Annotated in this window: 15 protein-coding genes; 6 read left to right on the top strand and 9 right to left on the bottom strand. The window is 64.9% G+C overall.

Annotation, left to right across the window (positions count from 1 at the left end):
- The first annotated feature begins 2 nt into the window (after positions 1-2).
- From PUN71_RS02665 to PUN71_RS02655, 3 genes are all read left to right on the top strand, one after another.
- The gene (locus PUN71_RS02665) at positions 3-935 is read left to right on the top strand and encodes a type II secretion system F family protein (protein WP_277797248.1); all 933 of its coding nucleotides are present in this window, start codon (positions 3-5) and stop codon (positions 933-935) included.
- Between the two features lie 7 nt (positions 936-942).
- A complete protein-coding gene (locus tag PUN71_RS02660; protein ID WP_277797247.1) occupies positions 943-1,827 on the top strand; it encodes a type II secretion system F family protein in 885 nt (294 codons plus the stop codon).
- Between the two features lie 93 nt (positions 1,828-1,920).
- Positions 1,921-2,403, top strand: coding sequence for an Hpt domain-containing protein (locus PUN71_RS02655; protein ID WP_043454650.1), 483 nt, complete (start codon positions 1,921-1,923; stop codon positions 2,401-2,403).
- A gap of 3 nt (positions 2,404-2,406) precedes the next feature.
- On the opposite strand, the gene PUN71_RS02650 is transcribed toward PUN71_RS02655, so the two are convergent.
- Positions 2,407-3,180, bottom strand: coding sequence for a response regulator transcription factor (locus PUN71_RS02650; RefSeq protein ID WP_277797246.1), 774 nt, complete (start codon positions 3,178-3,180; stop codon positions 2,407-2,409).
- A 253-nt stretch (positions 3,181-3,433) separates the two neighbouring features.
- Here PUN71_RS02650 and PUN71_RS02645 point away from each other — a divergent pair, with 253 nt between their 5' ends.
- The gene (locus PUN71_RS02645; RefSeq protein ID WP_277797245.1) at positions 3,434-5,101 is read left to right on the top strand and encodes a sensor histidine kinase; all 1,668 of its coding nucleotides are present in this window, start codon (positions 3,434-3,436) and stop codon (positions 5,099-5,101) included.
- Between the two features lie 47 nt (positions 5,102-5,148).
- Here PUN71_RS02645 and PUN71_RS02640 read toward each other — a convergent pair whose 3' ends face one another.
- The 8 genes from PUN71_RS02640 to PUN71_RS02605 form a co-directional block, all read right to left on the bottom strand.
- Complete coding sequence (locus PUN71_RS02640) at positions 5,149-6,063, bottom strand: tRNA pseudouridine synthase A (protein ID WP_277797244.1); 915 nt, start codon at positions 6,061-6,063, stop codon at positions 5,149-5,151.
- Positions 6,064-6,095: 32 nt separating this feature from the next.
- On the bottom strand, positions 6,096-6,668 hold the full coding sequence (gene rplQ / locus PUN71_RS02635) for a 50S ribosomal protein L17 (protein WP_277797243.1): 573 nt from the start codon (positions 6,666-6,668) through the stop codon (positions 6,096-6,098).
- 68 nt (positions 6,669-6,736) lie between these two features.
- A complete protein-coding gene (locus tag PUN71_RS02630; RefSeq protein WP_009358719.1) occupies positions 6,737-7,747 on the bottom strand; it encodes a DNA-directed RNA polymerase subunit alpha in 1,011 nt (336 codons plus the stop codon).
- A 129-nt stretch (positions 7,748-7,876) separates the two neighbouring features.
- The gene (gene rpsK, locus PUN71_RS02625; RefSeq protein WP_009358720.1) at positions 7,877-8,278 is read right to left on the bottom strand and encodes a 30S ribosomal protein S11; all 402 of its coding nucleotides are present in this window, start codon (positions 8,276-8,278) and stop codon (positions 7,877-7,879) included.
- A 54-nt stretch (positions 8,279-8,332) separates the two neighbouring features.
- Positions 8,333-8,707, bottom strand: coding sequence for a 30S ribosomal protein S13 (gene rpsM, locus PUN71_RS02620; protein WP_003803743.1), 375 nt, complete (start codon positions 8,705-8,707; stop codon positions 8,333-8,335).
- A 176-nt stretch (positions 8,708-8,883) separates the two neighbouring features.
- On the bottom strand, positions 8,884-8,997 hold the full coding sequence (gene rpmJ / locus PUN71_RS02615) for a 50S ribosomal protein L36 (RefSeq protein ID WP_009358722.1): 114 nt from the start codon (positions 8,995-8,997) through the stop codon (positions 8,884-8,886).
- A 71-nt stretch (positions 8,998-9,068) separates the two neighbouring features.
- Positions 9,069-9,290 carry a translation initiation factor IF-1 gene (infA, locus tag PUN71_RS02610; RefSeq protein ID WP_009358723.1) on the bottom strand — a complete coding sequence of 74 codons (222 nt, stop codon included), beginning with the start codon at positions 9,288-9,290 and terminating at the stop codon, positions 9,069-9,071.
- Positions 9,291-9,461: 171 nt separating this feature from the next.
- Positions 9,462-10,397 carry a P1 family peptidase gene (locus PUN71_RS02605; RefSeq protein ID WP_277797242.1) on the bottom strand — a complete coding sequence of 312 codons (936 nt, stop codon included), beginning with the start codon at positions 10,395-10,397 and terminating at the stop codon, positions 9,462-9,464.
- A 216-nt stretch (positions 10,398-10,613) separates the two neighbouring features.
- Between PUN71_RS02605 and PUN71_RS02600 the strand changes: the two genes are divergently transcribed.
- Together PUN71_RS02600 and PUN71_RS02595 are read left to right on the top strand one after the other, a co-directional pair.
- A complete protein-coding gene (locus PUN71_RS02600; protein ID WP_277797241.1) occupies positions 10,614-11,573 on the top strand; it encodes a carbohydrate ABC transporter permease in 960 nt (319 codons plus the stop codon).
- On the top strand, positions 11,570-12,487 hold the full coding sequence (locus PUN71_RS02595) for a carbohydrate ABC transporter permease (RefSeq protein ID WP_277797240.1): 918 nt from the start codon (positions 11,570-11,572) through the stop codon (positions 12,485-12,487). The genes PUN71_RS02600 and PUN71_RS02595 overlap by 4 nt, the downstream gene beginning before the upstream one ends.
- Positions 12,488-12,519 lie beyond the last annotated feature (32 nt).

Below are 12,519 nucleotides of genomic sequence, written 5' to 3'. Positions count from 1 at the left end.
CCATGATCATCGCCATCGGAAGCGTCATCCTGCTGGCAGCCATCTGCCTGCTCGGCGTGGCCGTGCTCCTGCCAAGCGCCCCCTCAGTGCCGCTGGACCGCCGTCGTCCATTTGAGCCCGAGCCGCCGTCCTCCATTTCCCGCCTGGCAACGTCGGGGGTCCGCTCCTTGGAGCGCCTTCTCGCCGGGCGAACCGTCAAGCTCTTCTCCCGCGCCGAACTGGAGAACGCCGGCCTCCGCCTCAGCCAGGCGGAATTCTCCCTCCTGGTGGGAATCGGCGCGTGCGTGGGCATGCTCGTGGGCCTGGTGACCGTCGGTCCCGTGGTGGGGCTGCTCCTCGCCCTGCTGGCGCCCTTCGTGGGCAAACTCGTCCTCGGCTTCCTGGCCGGCAAGCGGCGTGCCGCCTTCGACAGCCAGCTCGGCGACACCCTGCAGCTGCTATCCGGCGGCCTCCGGGCCGGGCACAGCATCCTGCGTGCCATCGACGCCGCCGCAACTGAATCGCAGAAACCGACGTCGGAGGAGATGCGGCGGGTGATCACCGAGACCAGCCTGGGCCGTGACCTGCTGGCCGCCCTAAACGACACCGCCGACCGGATGAAGAACGAGGACTTCGTCTGGATCTCGCAGGCCATCCAGATCAACCGGGAAGTGGGCGGCAACCTGGCGGAGGTACTGGACCAGGTCAACGAGACCATCCGCGAGCGCGCCGAAATCAAAGGCCACATCAAGGCTTTGGCGGCGGAAGGCAAGTTCTCGGCCTACATCCTTATCGCCATGCCGTTCGGCATCGTGGCCATGCTGCTGGCCGTGAGCCCCAGCTACATGAACTCGATGTTCACCCATCCCCTGGGCTGGGTGATGATTGGGGCCTCGTTTGTCCTGATGACCATTGGCGCGCTGTGGATGCGCAAGATCATCGACCTGAAGTTCTGAGGCCCCGATGAACCTGATCGTCCTCCTGTCCGTTCTGCTGGTCTGCGCCCCTGTTGCGGCGCTGGCCTGGTCCATCCTCACCGTGGACAAGCAGGGCCGTGCAGCCGTCTCCGACCTGCTCTCCCGCGGCGCGCCGCCCGTTGCCGCCGCACCGGCATCCAAGCCGGGCCTGCTGGAAGGCATCGGCAGGCGGCTGACTCCCCCGGCCTACGTCGCTTTCCTCGACCGGCTGCTTGCCCTCGCCGGCCGGCCCGCCTCCATGCCGCTGGGCAAGGTCCTAGGGTCAAAACTGGGTATTGGCCTGGCAGGTGTGGCCATTGGCCTGTACCTCACCTCGATCGGAAGCTCCCCGCTGATGAAGCTCGCCGGACTCTTTGTCCTGGTCCTCGGCTACTTCATCCCTGACCTCCTCCTCTACAGCAAGGGCCAGGAACGGCAAAAGGCCATGCAGCTGGAACTGGCCAACACGCTGGACCAGATGCTCATCTCCGTGGAAGCCGGGTTGGGCTTCGAGGGCGCCATGGCCCGGGCCGGAGAGAACGGCAAGGGACCGCTCGCGGAAGAACTGGTCCGAACCCTGCAGGACATGCAGGTGGGGCGCAGCCGCCGGGAGTCCTACATCGCCCTCGCCGAGAGAACCAACATCCCTGAACTGCGCAGCTTTGTGCAGGCCGTGGTGCAGGCCGACACCTACGGGATCGCCATCAGCCGGGTCCTGCGCGTCCAGGCCAAGGTGATGCGGGTCAAGCGGCGCCAGCGGGCCGAGGAAAAGGCCATGAAACTGCCCGTCATGATCCTTTTCCCGCTGCTGTTCTTTATCTTTCCGGTCCTCTTCATTGCCATTCTGGGACCGGCCGTCATCAATACAGTGGTGACCTTCAGCGGCCAGTAAGGATACTCAGTACGGCGGCAAGGTTGCCTCAAGGTTTACACAGAATGAGAAGAAATAGGACACCGAAGGATTTCCAGGAAGTAGCCTTGAACAATGAAAAGTCCCGATCCCGGTTCCGGCGGAAAGAGCCCCGCTGCGGACTCCCCGCTGTCCGGGGTCGCGTCGCCCGCCGCGTCCGTTCCGCCTGCCGGCTCGGCCCCCTCACTGGAAGCAGCCGCTCTCTTGCCGTTGATTGATGCCGCAGTCCTGGAAGAACTCGAAGACGAACTGGCTGGATCGGGCCTGGCCCAGCGCTTCGCCCGGGACTACGCCGCCATGTGGGACCTGCGGCTGGCCCGGCTCGGATCCGCGGTGGAAAGCCAGGATGAGGCCTCAGCCCTGGACGCGGTGATCAGCCTCAAGATCAGCTCCGCGATGGTGGGCGGGGTACGGCTCGCCAGGCTCGCCGAACTCCTGGAAGGCCTGATCCGGCGGGGCGACTTCGTCCAGGGCCAGGCCCTGATGGCTGGTGTGGCCCTGGACGGGGCCCGCACCGTATCGGAACTGCAGTCCACCTACATCCTGGAGAACGGCTAGCAGTCAGGCATCGTCCGGCCGCCGCGGCGCCAGCCGGTAGCCCACCCCGCGCACCGTCTGCAGCCAGCGCGGCGCCAACTGGTCTTCCTTGAGCTTGCGGCGCAGGTTGCCCACATGCACCTCGACGGCCCGCTCGTCCGCCTCACTGATATACGTGTCCCGGTCGTAGAAATCGCCCCGTACGGCCCGGACCAGGTCAGCCCTGGTACACACGGCACCGCCGCCCTTCAACAGCACATGGAGCAGGTCGAACTCGCTGCGCGTCAGGCCCAGCGGCTCGCCTTTGATTTCAACCGTGCGCGTCCGGTGGTTCAGCAGCAGGCCGTTATGCTGCAGCACCCCGGGCTCCACCGGGGCGGGAGTAGCCGCCTCCCCCCACTGCGCCGGCTTCTGCCCTGTCACTTCATGCCGGGGCCGCCGCATCATCGCCGCCACCCGCGCCCGGAGTTCCCGGGGCCGGAAAGGTTTGGCGATGTAGTCGTCCGCCCCTGCATTCAAAGCACTCAGCAGGTCCGGTTCCTCGGTCCGGCCGGTCAGCATCACCACGTAGGCATTACTGAAATTCCGGATCCGGCGGAGAACCTCAAACCCGTCAATGTCGGGCAGGCCGATGTCGAGCGTGACAACGTTGGCCTGCTTGCTGCGGACCACTTCAACCCCGGCCCGTCCATCAACAGCCGTATGCACTTCGAAGCCAGCCTGGGTGAGCACGCCTTCGAGAAGGTTGCGCACATCCGCATCGTCTTCGATTACTACAGCTACACCAAGATCGTCCATTGCTATCCCTGCGCCAGGCGGAGATGGCCCCCCATTGGCCCAGCGCCAATGCCATTCCCGCTCCAACCATTTATACGCTACTAGTAAGCCGGGCTGATGACATCCGAATCAGCACCGAAAATTGAAAAGTCAATTATTATGACAAGACATGTGCATTATCCAGCGGAAAGGGCGGATGCCAAGGTAACTGGGGGGAAATCAATGCACCTTGGCGCGCCCGCTTTCCACGTGTAAAGGGGTACGAGTCAGAACCATGGCTGAGCCGTTGTTCCACCGGGGACCCGGCCGCATCTTCCGCCGGCTGGGCACCCGCGCCCAGGTGGCGCTGTGCCAACTCCCCCTCACCGTGATCGTGGCTGCGATCACGGCGGCCACGCCGTTCGCCTGGCCCTCCCTGCTGGACAGCCCCCTGTACGTGGCGGGGATCGTCCTCCACGGGATACTGTTCCTCGGCTGCTTCCTGGTCCCGTGGGAGCGGCTGGCGCACCGCCCGTACCTGCTCATCCCGGTGCTGGATTTCGCCGCCATCGGCTTCCTGCGCAACGGCGCAGCACCCCTCCTGCCGGGCCTGGCGGTGCTCGTCATCTTCCCGGTCATCTGGCTTTCGGCCTCCGGGATGCTGGCCCGCAGCAGCCTGGTCCTCAGCTTCGTTGGGCCGCTCCTGATCATGCTTCCCACCGCAGTGGCACACTTCCCGGCCCTCAAGGCCTCGGACATCACCAGCGCCGTCCTCTTCCCCGTGATGATGCTTGCGGTGTCGCTGGCCATCCGTTTCGCCAGTGTGAGCCTGCGCCAGCAGCAGGCCGAACTGGCGGACAAGGACCGCGAACTCCGGGACCTGCTGGCAGCGAGCAGGGAACGGGAAAAGCTGCTGGAGACGGTCCTGGACGCCACCGATGTGGGGATTGCCGCCGTCGACCGCTCCGGACACTTCCTGGTGTCCAACAGCCGCCAGCGCAACTTCCGCCGCGCCACCGGCGCGGACGACGCCCTCCCCGGCCAGGGCCACCAGCTGATCTTCGGGCAGGACCGCCGCACCCTGCTTCCGCAGGACCGCCGGCCCATCAACCGGGCCAGGGCAGGCGAGTCCTTCGCCGACTACCTGGTGTGGGCCGGTGAAGGGCCGGACCAGCGTGCCGTCTCCACGGCGGCCCGCCCCCTGGTCAGCGAGGACGGACGCCTCACCGGCGCCGTGGTGGTCTACACCGACGTCACCGGCTGGGTGGAGTCCCTGGCGGCGAACCAGGAACTGGTGTCCAACGTGTCGCACGAATTCAAGAACCCGCTGAACTCGATCCTCGGCAACGTGGACCTGGTGCTGGACGAAGCTGACGGCCTTCCGCCGCGCGTGGCCCAGCGCCTCGCGGTGGTCCAGCGCAACGCCGAACGGCTGCTGGACCTGGTGGCCGACCTGACGGCCTCTGCCTCCACTTCGCTGAACGTCCATCCCAAGCGGACGGACCTGGCCAGCCTCGTGGAGACCAGCATCAGCTCCGCCCAGGCCTCGGCTCAGCGCTCCCACGTGGAGATCGCCGCCGACGTCCCCTCGCCGCTGTGGGCCTACGCGGATCCGCTCCGCATCGGCCAGGTGCTGGACAACCTGGTCTCCAACGCCATCAAGTACTCCCCCGACGGCGGCCAGGTCAGCATCAGTGCCACGGCGGACCGGCAATGGGTCCGCCTCAGCGTCCGGGACACCGGGATGGGCATGACAGAGGAGGACGCGGCCCGGGTGTTCAACCGCTTCTTCCGGACGGAATCAGCGCAGAAGGCCGCCATTCCGGGTGCAGGGCTCGGGCTTTCCATCACGCGGATGATCGTGGAGCGGCATGGGGGCAGCATCCAGTGCGAGAGCGGAGCGGGCCAGGGCAGTACCTTCACGGTGATCCTGCCTGCAGAAGGTCCCCCGCCGGCGTTCTAGTTCATCGGCTGCTGGGTAGATGCCGTTTTGACGCCTGAAAACGGCAGTTACGGAGCAATCGATGGGGGCTGGTGCACCCGCAGTGCCCGGGTCTGCTCCGCGCGGGCCAGCAGCTCGCTGTCTGACGGGTAGGCCACTTCCTCCAGCACCAAGGGGTGCGGCGCGGCAAGCACCGATTTCGCGTCCCGCTTCTGCAGCAGGAGCCGCTCGTACAGCCAGCCCGGGGGCACGGTCCCCTCACCCACGTACAGCGCCGACCCGATCAGGGCCCGCACCATGTTGTGGCAGAAGGCATCCGCCTGGACGGTGGCCACGATGGCGCCGTCCTCGCCGCGCCGGAACTCGAAGCGCTGCAGTTCCCGGACGGTGGTGGCGCCCTCGCGGGGCTTGCAGAAAGACAGGAAGTTCTGCAGGCCCAGCAGCTGCGAGGCGCCCTTGTTGAGGAGGTCGACGTCCAGCGCGTTCTTGTGCCACAGCGTGAAGTACCGCTCCAGCGGGTCCCACAGCGCCGGTCCATCCGCAATCCGGTAGCTGTACCGGCGCCAAAGGGCGGAGAACCGGGCGTCAAAGCCCTCGGGAGCCAGCGAGGCAGCATGGATCTCCACGGCGCCGGGCAGGTCCCCGAGCGCCCGGTTCAGCCCACCGCGGAGCCTCCGCAGCATGGCGACGGCGGGATCAAGTTCGTGCCCGCGCGGCATTGCCTGCCACTCGGCTTCGGTGAGGTCCAGGTGGACCACCTGGCCGCGGGCATGTACACCGGCGTCGGTGCGGCCGGCGACGGTGACCCGGACCTGGCGGCGGACCAGGAGGGCGATCGCCTCTTCCAGGACGCCCTGGACGGTGCGCAGGCCAGGCTGCAGTGCCCACCCGCTGAACGGGCCGCCGTCGTAGGAAAGATCGAGCCGGATACGCAAAAACCCGCCGCCCCCTGGAACGGGGGCCGCGGGTTTTTGGTGGTTCACAGACCTAAGTCTATAAGAAGCCGGTCAGCGAATTACTTCGCTTCCTTCTCCTCGGCAGCCGGAGCGTCGGCAGCTTCCTCAGCGGCCGGAGCCTCTTCGGTTGCAGCTTCTTCAGCAGCAGGTGCCTCTTCGGTTGCAGCAGCTTCCTCAGCGGCCGGAGCCTCTTCAACAGGAGCTTCCTCGGCGGCCGGAGCAGCCTTGGCAGCAGCCTGCGTAGCCTCGGCTACGACGGCCTGCTTGGCGGAAACCGGCTCGAGGACCAGTTCGATGACAGCCATGGGGGCGTTGTCGCCCTTGCGGTTGCCGATCTTGGTGATGCGGGTGTAGCCGCCGTCGCGGTTCTCCACGGCCTGGGCGATGTCGGTGAACAGCTCGTGGACGACGCCCTTGTTGCTGATCAGGCCGAGAACGCGGCGGCGGGAAGCGAGGTCGCCACGCTTGGCGAAGGTGACCAGGCGCTCTGCATACGGCTTCAGGCGCTTGGCCTTGGTCACCGTGGTGGTGATCCGCTTGTGCTCGAACAGGGATGCTGCCAGGTTCGCGAGCATGAGGCGCTCGTGAGCCGGGCCGCCTCCGAGGCGCGGACCCTTAGTGGGGGTAGGCATAATTGTTTCTCCTCATGTGGAAGCCGTAGGCCGCACTCCATGGTGCTGCCCGCCGGCCAAGGTCTGGTTTAGAGTTCGTCGTCGCCGAAGGCGGCGTCGTCCTCTTCGATTGCTGCGGCGCGTGCTGCGAGGTCAAAACCGGGAGGCGAATCCTTGAGGGACAGGCCCAGTTCAACCAGCTTTGCCTTGACCTCGTCAATGGACTTCGCACCGAAGTTGCGGATGTCCATCAGGTCAGCCTCGGAGCGTGCAACGAGTTCACCCACGGTGTGGATGCCCTCACGCTTGAGGCAGTTGTAGGAACGGACGGTGAGGTCCAGATCCTCGATCGGCAGTGCCATGTCGGCTGCCAGGGCAGCGTCGGTGGGCGACGGGCCGATCTCGATACCTTCAGCTGCGGTGTTCAGCTCACGGGCCAGACCGAACAGTTCCACCAGGGTGGTGCCTGCGGAAGCAACGGCATCGCGCGGGGCGATGGCCTGCTTGGTCTCGACGTCGACAATCAGCTTGTCGAAGTCGGTGCGCTGCTCAACACGGGTTGCTTCCACGCGGAAAGTAACCTTCAGCACCGGCGAGTAGATGGAGTCGACCGGGATGCGGCCGATCTCTGCGTCGCCGGACTTGTTCTGAGCTGCCGAAACGTAGCCGCGGCCGCGCTCGATGGTCAGTTCGAGTTCGAACTTGCCCTTCGAGTTCAGCGTGGCGATGTGCAGATCCGGGTTGTGGAATTCGACGCCGGCCGGCGGAGCGATGTCCGCGGCGGTGACGACTCCGGGGCCCTGCTTGCGCAGGTAAGCCACGACAGGCTCGTCGTGCTCGGAGGAAACCGACAGGTTCTTGATGTTCAGGATGATCTCGGTGACATCTTCCTTGACACCCGGAACCGTGGTGAACTCGTGCAGCACACCATCGATCCGGATGCTGGTTACGGCAGCACCGGGGATGGAGGAGAGCAGGGTACGGCGGAGGGAGTTTCCGAGGGTGTAGCCGAAGCCCGGTTCCAGCGGTTCAATGACGAAACGCGAACGGTTTTCGGACACGACCTCTTCGGAGAGGGTGGGGCGCTGTGCAATGAGCACTTAGGTTTCCTTTCGGCGAGCATCCGCTATATGACGCAACACAGGTGGTGGAAATTCGGTCTGAAGACTTAACGCGCTGGGCTTGCCCGGACCATCACTGGTCCGGGCAAGCTCCTGCTGCGGAAAGAATTAGACGCGGCGGCGCTTCGGCGGGCGGCAGCCGTTGTGGGCTGCGGGGGTGACGTCCTGGATGGAGCCAACCTCGAGGCCAGCGGCCTGCAGCGAACGGATTGCGGTCTCGCGTCCGGAACCCGGGCCCTTGACGAATACGTCTACCTTGCGCATGCCGTGCTCCTGCGCACGCTTGGCAGCGGCTTCAGCAGCCATCTGGGCAGCGAACGGGGTGGACTTGCGCGAGCCCTTGAAGCCAACCTCACCCGAGGAAGCCCAGGAGATAACAGCACCGGTGGGATCCGTGATGGAAACGATGGTGTTGTTAAAGGTGCTCTTGATGTGCGCCTGGCCAAGCGCGATATTCTTCTTGTCCTTCTTACGCGGCTTGCGAACCGCGCCACGAGTCTTCGGGGGCATTTTTTCTCCTACAGAAAGTTATTGGGGAAAGTCCGTAAATCCCGGGCGGGGATTTTAACGGGCCTTCTTCTTGCCGGCGACGGTACGCTTCGGGCCCTTGCGGGTACGTGCGTTGGTCTTCGTACGCTGACCGCGTACGGGCAGGCCCTTGCGGTGGCGCAGGCCTTCGTAGCTGCCGATTTCCACCTTGCGGCGGATATCTGCTGCCACTTCGCGGCGAAGGTCACCCTCAACCTTGTAGTTGCCTTCAATGTAGTCACGCAGCTCAACCAGCTGGGCGTCAGTCAGGTCCTTGACGCGAACGTCAGCGCTGATGCCCGTGGCAGCCAGGGTTTCGTGTGCACGGGTCTTGCCCACGCCGTAGATGTAAGTAAGCGCAATTTCCAGCCGCTTTTCGCGGGGAATGTCTACGCCAGCGAGACGAGCCATAGTGGCAGTACTCCTTGATAAACCGGAGGTCGTAGGCAGTACACCCGCACGTTCCGTGCGGCCCCAGCCTCCGACCGGGGGTTAGCTGTCCGGGCTCCATACGTCCCAGATCAGCTTGTGCTGCCTTTATTTACTTGCGTGGGTTAGCAACCCAGGATTTCCTTCAGGGAAGGAAATTAGCCCTGGCGCTGCTTGTGGCGCGGGTTCTCGCAGATCACCATGACCCGGCCATTACGGCGGATCACTTTGCACTTTTCGCAGATCTGCTTGACGCTCGGCTTGACCTTCATGGCATTCCTTTGCGTGTAGCAGTGTGGTCAACTGGAGCAGCAATCAGCGTGCGCTGACGCCGCCCAGCAATTTACTTGTAGCGGTAGACGATACGACCACGGGTGAGGTCGTACGGGCTCAGCTCCACCACTACGCGGTCCTCGGGGAGGATTCGGATGTAGTGCTGACGCATCTTTCCAGAGATGTGTGCCAGGACGATGTGCTTGTTGGTGAGCTCAACGCGAAACATCGCATTAGGCAGCGCCTCGGTCACAACGCCTTCGATCTCAATGACCCCGTCCTTCTTGGCCATACCCTCCGCTAACTGTTGTTGCCGCAGCCCCGCCGGATTGCACCGGGCATGACCACGAACGTTTTTGTTGGATCGATTGCCTTCCCCAGGCCCAAAAGGGCGTGGCAGTCCAGACAACCAACAAACAACACTACCCTGTTGGGCGGTAAAAGTTAAATCGGCCATAGTAGCCTACGCGGTGCGGTATGCACCATATTCGCCGGCAGGGGTGCTGATGCCTTCCGCGCTGGCAACGCCGTCCAGGATCGCCAGACGTACGACGTCGGCTGCCGCGCTTTGGAGCGTGATGAGGCTGACCTGCCGGGCAGCGTCGTCGGAGCGGTCGAGTGCGACTGCCTGCGTAGACAAACAAAAAACGGTATCCCCATCAGCAAGCGTGTGAGAAGGATTCAAGGCCCGGGCAATACCGGCGTGCGAAGCAGCGGCCGTCCTTTGACATTCGGCCACATCAAGAACGGCGTTGGTGGCCACCACGACAAGGGTGGTGTTGAAGGGCGGCGGATCAGTGTTCTCCACGAAGAACTGCAATGTTGGCTCAAACGGAAGTCCGAGTGCGTTGACGATGGCCAGCGCTCCGACCACCACCCCGTTCCCAAGGGTGATCGAGGCTGTGCCTACGCCCCCTTTGAACTGTCCCCTGCCGATGAGCGCGCCGGTGCCTGCGCCGACGTTGCCGCGTCCGACGTCGCGCCCTTCCTTGGATGCCGCCGCGGCGGCGGCTGCAGCGTAGCCCATGTCCGGCGTCGGGCGTGCGGAGAAGTCGCCGCCCCGGCCCAGGTCGAAGATGGCGGCGGCGGGGACGATCGGCACCACTCCCCCGGGCACGGCAAAGCCGCGGCCGTTCTCCTCGCACCAGCGCTGGGCGCCTGCAGCGGACGCGAGCCCGTACGCGCTTCCGCCCGTGAGGACCACGGCGTCCACGGCGCTGACCAGCGTGGTGGGGTCCAGGGCATCCGTTTCGTGGGTGGCCGGGCCACCGCCCTGGACGTCCACCGAACCCGTGGTGCCCGGCGGCGGCAGGACCACCGTCACCCCGCTGAGCCAGCCGTCGGTGTCTTTCTGGACGTGGCCCACGCGGATGCCCGGGACGTCGGTAATGGTTCCCATGCCCCTATTCTCCCCTCAGCCGGGCGTGCCCCTGCCGCAGCAGCGAACTTTGTGCGAGACTGCATCCAACACAGCGTTAACGGGCGACGAAGCCTTGGATAACAGTCCCCTGGCAAGGGCATATGCGGGTTTCAGCCCTCTGACGGTCTGGTGTAGTAGTCCCTAGATCCAGCCAGGGCCGGCCACGAGCAGGCTCCCAACCCGGGAGAGACACGCATGACCCGTCAACTCGCCCCGCATCCTTCCGTCAAACCCAAACGGCCGCCGGGCCAGGACGGGAAGGTACCCAAGCGGCGGTGGACCGCAAGGACGCGCCGCGACTTCTTCGTTTTCCTCGCCATGGCGTTGCCGAACCTTGTGCTCATCGCCGTCTTCACCTACCGTCCGCTGTTCAGCAATATCTACTACTCCACGCTGGACTGGACCCTCGGCTCGCCCACCGCAACCGTGGTGGGCCTGGCCAACTACGCCACCTTCTTCAACAGCAACGACGCGCCCAAGGTGCTGGGCACCACCGCTGTCTTCACGCTGGTGACCGTGGGCGGTTCGATGATCCTGGGGTTGCTGGTGGCGCTGGCGCTCAACGCGAAAGTCCGCGGCACCACGTTCGCCCGCTCCGCCGTCTTCGCACCGTACGTGCTCTCCGGGGTCGGTGTGGGCCTGGTGTGGCTGTTCATTTTCGACCCCGGCTACGGCGTCCTGGCATGGCTGCTGCGGGGCCTCGGCCAGCAGAGCCCGCAGTGGATCAACGATCCCCAGCTCTCGCTGGTCATGGTGATCCTGGTGTACGTCTGGAAGAACCTGGGCTACTGCGCGGTGGTGTATCTCGCCGGGCTGCAGTCGCTTCCGCAGGAGGTCATGGAAGCGGCGTCGCTCGACGGCGCCAACGGGTTCCGCCGCTTCGTCAGCATTTCGCTGCCGCTGCTGTCCCCCACCACGTTCTTCCTCCTGATCACCACAATGCTCAGTTCCCTGCAGGCCTTCGACCTGATCCGGATCATGACGCCGCTGGGCACGGGCACCAGCACCTTGATCTACGAGGCCTACCTCCAGGCCTTCGGCGCCTACAACAGGGCCGGCTACTCGGCGGCCATTTCCGTGGTCCTGTTCGCCATCCTCCTGGTGATCACCGTGCTTCAGCTGCGGTTCGTTGAACGAAAGGTGCACTACTCGTGACCTCCCTGTCCCCGGTGAATCCGGACCCCGCCGCAACCACCGCCGCACCGGAACCGGCCCTACGACGCGACCACCCGTTCTCCCGCCGGAACCTGGTCCGGACCGTGATGGGCGGCTACCTGCCGCTGCTCGTCGCCACCCTGGTGGTGTTCCTGCCGCTGCTGTGGATGGTGCTGAGCTCCTTCAAACAGTCCGGCGAAATCGTCACGACAGACCTGAAGATCCTTCCGGAAAGCCTGAACCTGGAGAACTACCGGACCGCCATGACCACGGTGCCCTTTGGACAGTTCTTCCTGAACAGCACCATCGTCACCCTGTCCGGGGCCACCATCAAGGTGCTGCTGGCGATCCTGACGGCGTATGCCCTGGTCTTTGTCCGCTTCCCGTTCCGGAATTTCATTTTCGTGCTGATCCTGGTGGCCCTCATGGTGCCGCCGCAGGTGTCCATCCTGCCCAACTTCATCCTGATTGCGGGTATCGGCGGAAAGAACACGCTGTGGGGCATCATCCTCCCGGGCCTGGGCACCGCATTCGGAACCTTCCTGCTGCGCCAGCACTTCCGGACGCTCCCGGCGTCCATCCTCGAATCGGCGGAAGTGGATGGTGCCGGGCATTGGCGCCGGTTGTGGCAGATCGTGGTCCCGGTCTCCGTCCCGTCCATCGCCACCGTGGCACTGGTGACCATCGTGACCGAATGGAACGACTACATCTGGCCGCTCATCATCACGGACCGGCCGGAAACCATGACCCTGCCCGTGGGCCTCACCCTGCTGCAGAACAACGAAAGCAACGCCGCCGGCTGGGGTGTCCTCATGGCCGGGGCCGTCCTGGTCATCGTGCCGATCCTGATTATCTTCGCCGCCCTGCAGCGCTACATCGTCGCGGGCCTCACCCAGGGCAGCGTGACCGGCTAAGCCGCCGGCCGCCGTCGTACTTCACAACTCGC

It is taken from the genome of Arthrobacter sp. NQ7 (assembly GCF_029581595.2).
GTDB lineage: Bacteria > Actinomycetota > Actinomycetes > Actinomycetales > Micrococcaceae > Arthrobacter > Arthrobacter phenanthrenivorans_B.
The sequence above is the reverse complement of the archived record's forward strand: the minus strand, read 5'-3'. Positions and strand labels throughout refer to the sequence as shown.

What these genes read in the sequence shown, in the direction of transcription:
- PUN71_RS02665 (WP_277797248.1), top strand. Translation starts at nt 3, where the DNA reads ATGATCATCGCCATCGGAAGCGTCATCCTGCTGGCAGCCATCTGCCTG.
- PUN71_RS02660 (WP_277797247.1), top strand. Translation starts at nt 943, where the DNA reads ATGAACCTGATCGTCCTCCTGTCCGTTCTGCTGGTCTGCGCCCCTGTT.
- PUN71_RS02655 (WP_043454650.1), top strand. Translation starts at nt 1,921, where the DNA reads ATGAAAAGTCCCGATCCCGGTTCCGGCGGAAAGAGCCCCGCTGCGGAC.
- PUN71_RS02650 (WP_277797246.1), bottom strand. Translation starts at nt 3,180, where the DNA reads ATGGACGATCTTGGTGTAGCTGTAGTAATCGAAGACGATGCGGATGTG.
- PUN71_RS02645 (WP_277797245.1), top strand. Translation starts at nt 3,434, where the DNA reads ATGGCTGAGCCGTTGTTCCACCGGGGACCCGGCCGCATCTTCCGCCGG.
- rplQ (WP_277797243.1), bottom strand. Translation starts at nt 6,668, where the DNA reads ATGCCTACCCCCACTAAGGGTCCGCGCCTCGGAGGCGGCCCGGCTCAC.
- rpsK (WP_009358720.1), bottom strand. Translation starts at nt 8,278, where the DNA reads ATGCCCCCGAAGACTCGTGGCGCGGTTCGCAAGCCGCGTAAGAAGGAC.
- rpsM (WP_003803743.1), bottom strand. Translation starts at nt 8,707, where the DNA reads ATGGCTCGTCTCGCTGGCGTAGACATTCCCCGCGAAAAGCGGCTGGAA.
- rpmJ (WP_009358722.1), bottom strand. Translation starts at nt 8,997, where the DNA reads ATGAAGGTCAAGCCGAGCGTCAAGCAGATCTGCGAAAAGTGCAAAGTG.
- infA (WP_009358723.1), bottom strand. Translation starts at nt 9,290, where the DNA reads ATGGCCAAGAAGGACGGGGTCATTGAGATCGAAGGCGTTGTGACCGAG.
- PUN71_RS02605 (WP_277797242.1), bottom strand. Translation starts at nt 10,397, where the DNA reads ATGGGAACCATTACCGACGTCCCGGGCATCCGCGTGGGCCACGTCCAG.
- PUN71_RS02600 (WP_277797241.1), top strand. Translation starts at nt 10,614, where the DNA reads ATGACCCGTCAACTCGCCCCGCATCCTTCCGTCAAACCCAAACGGCCG.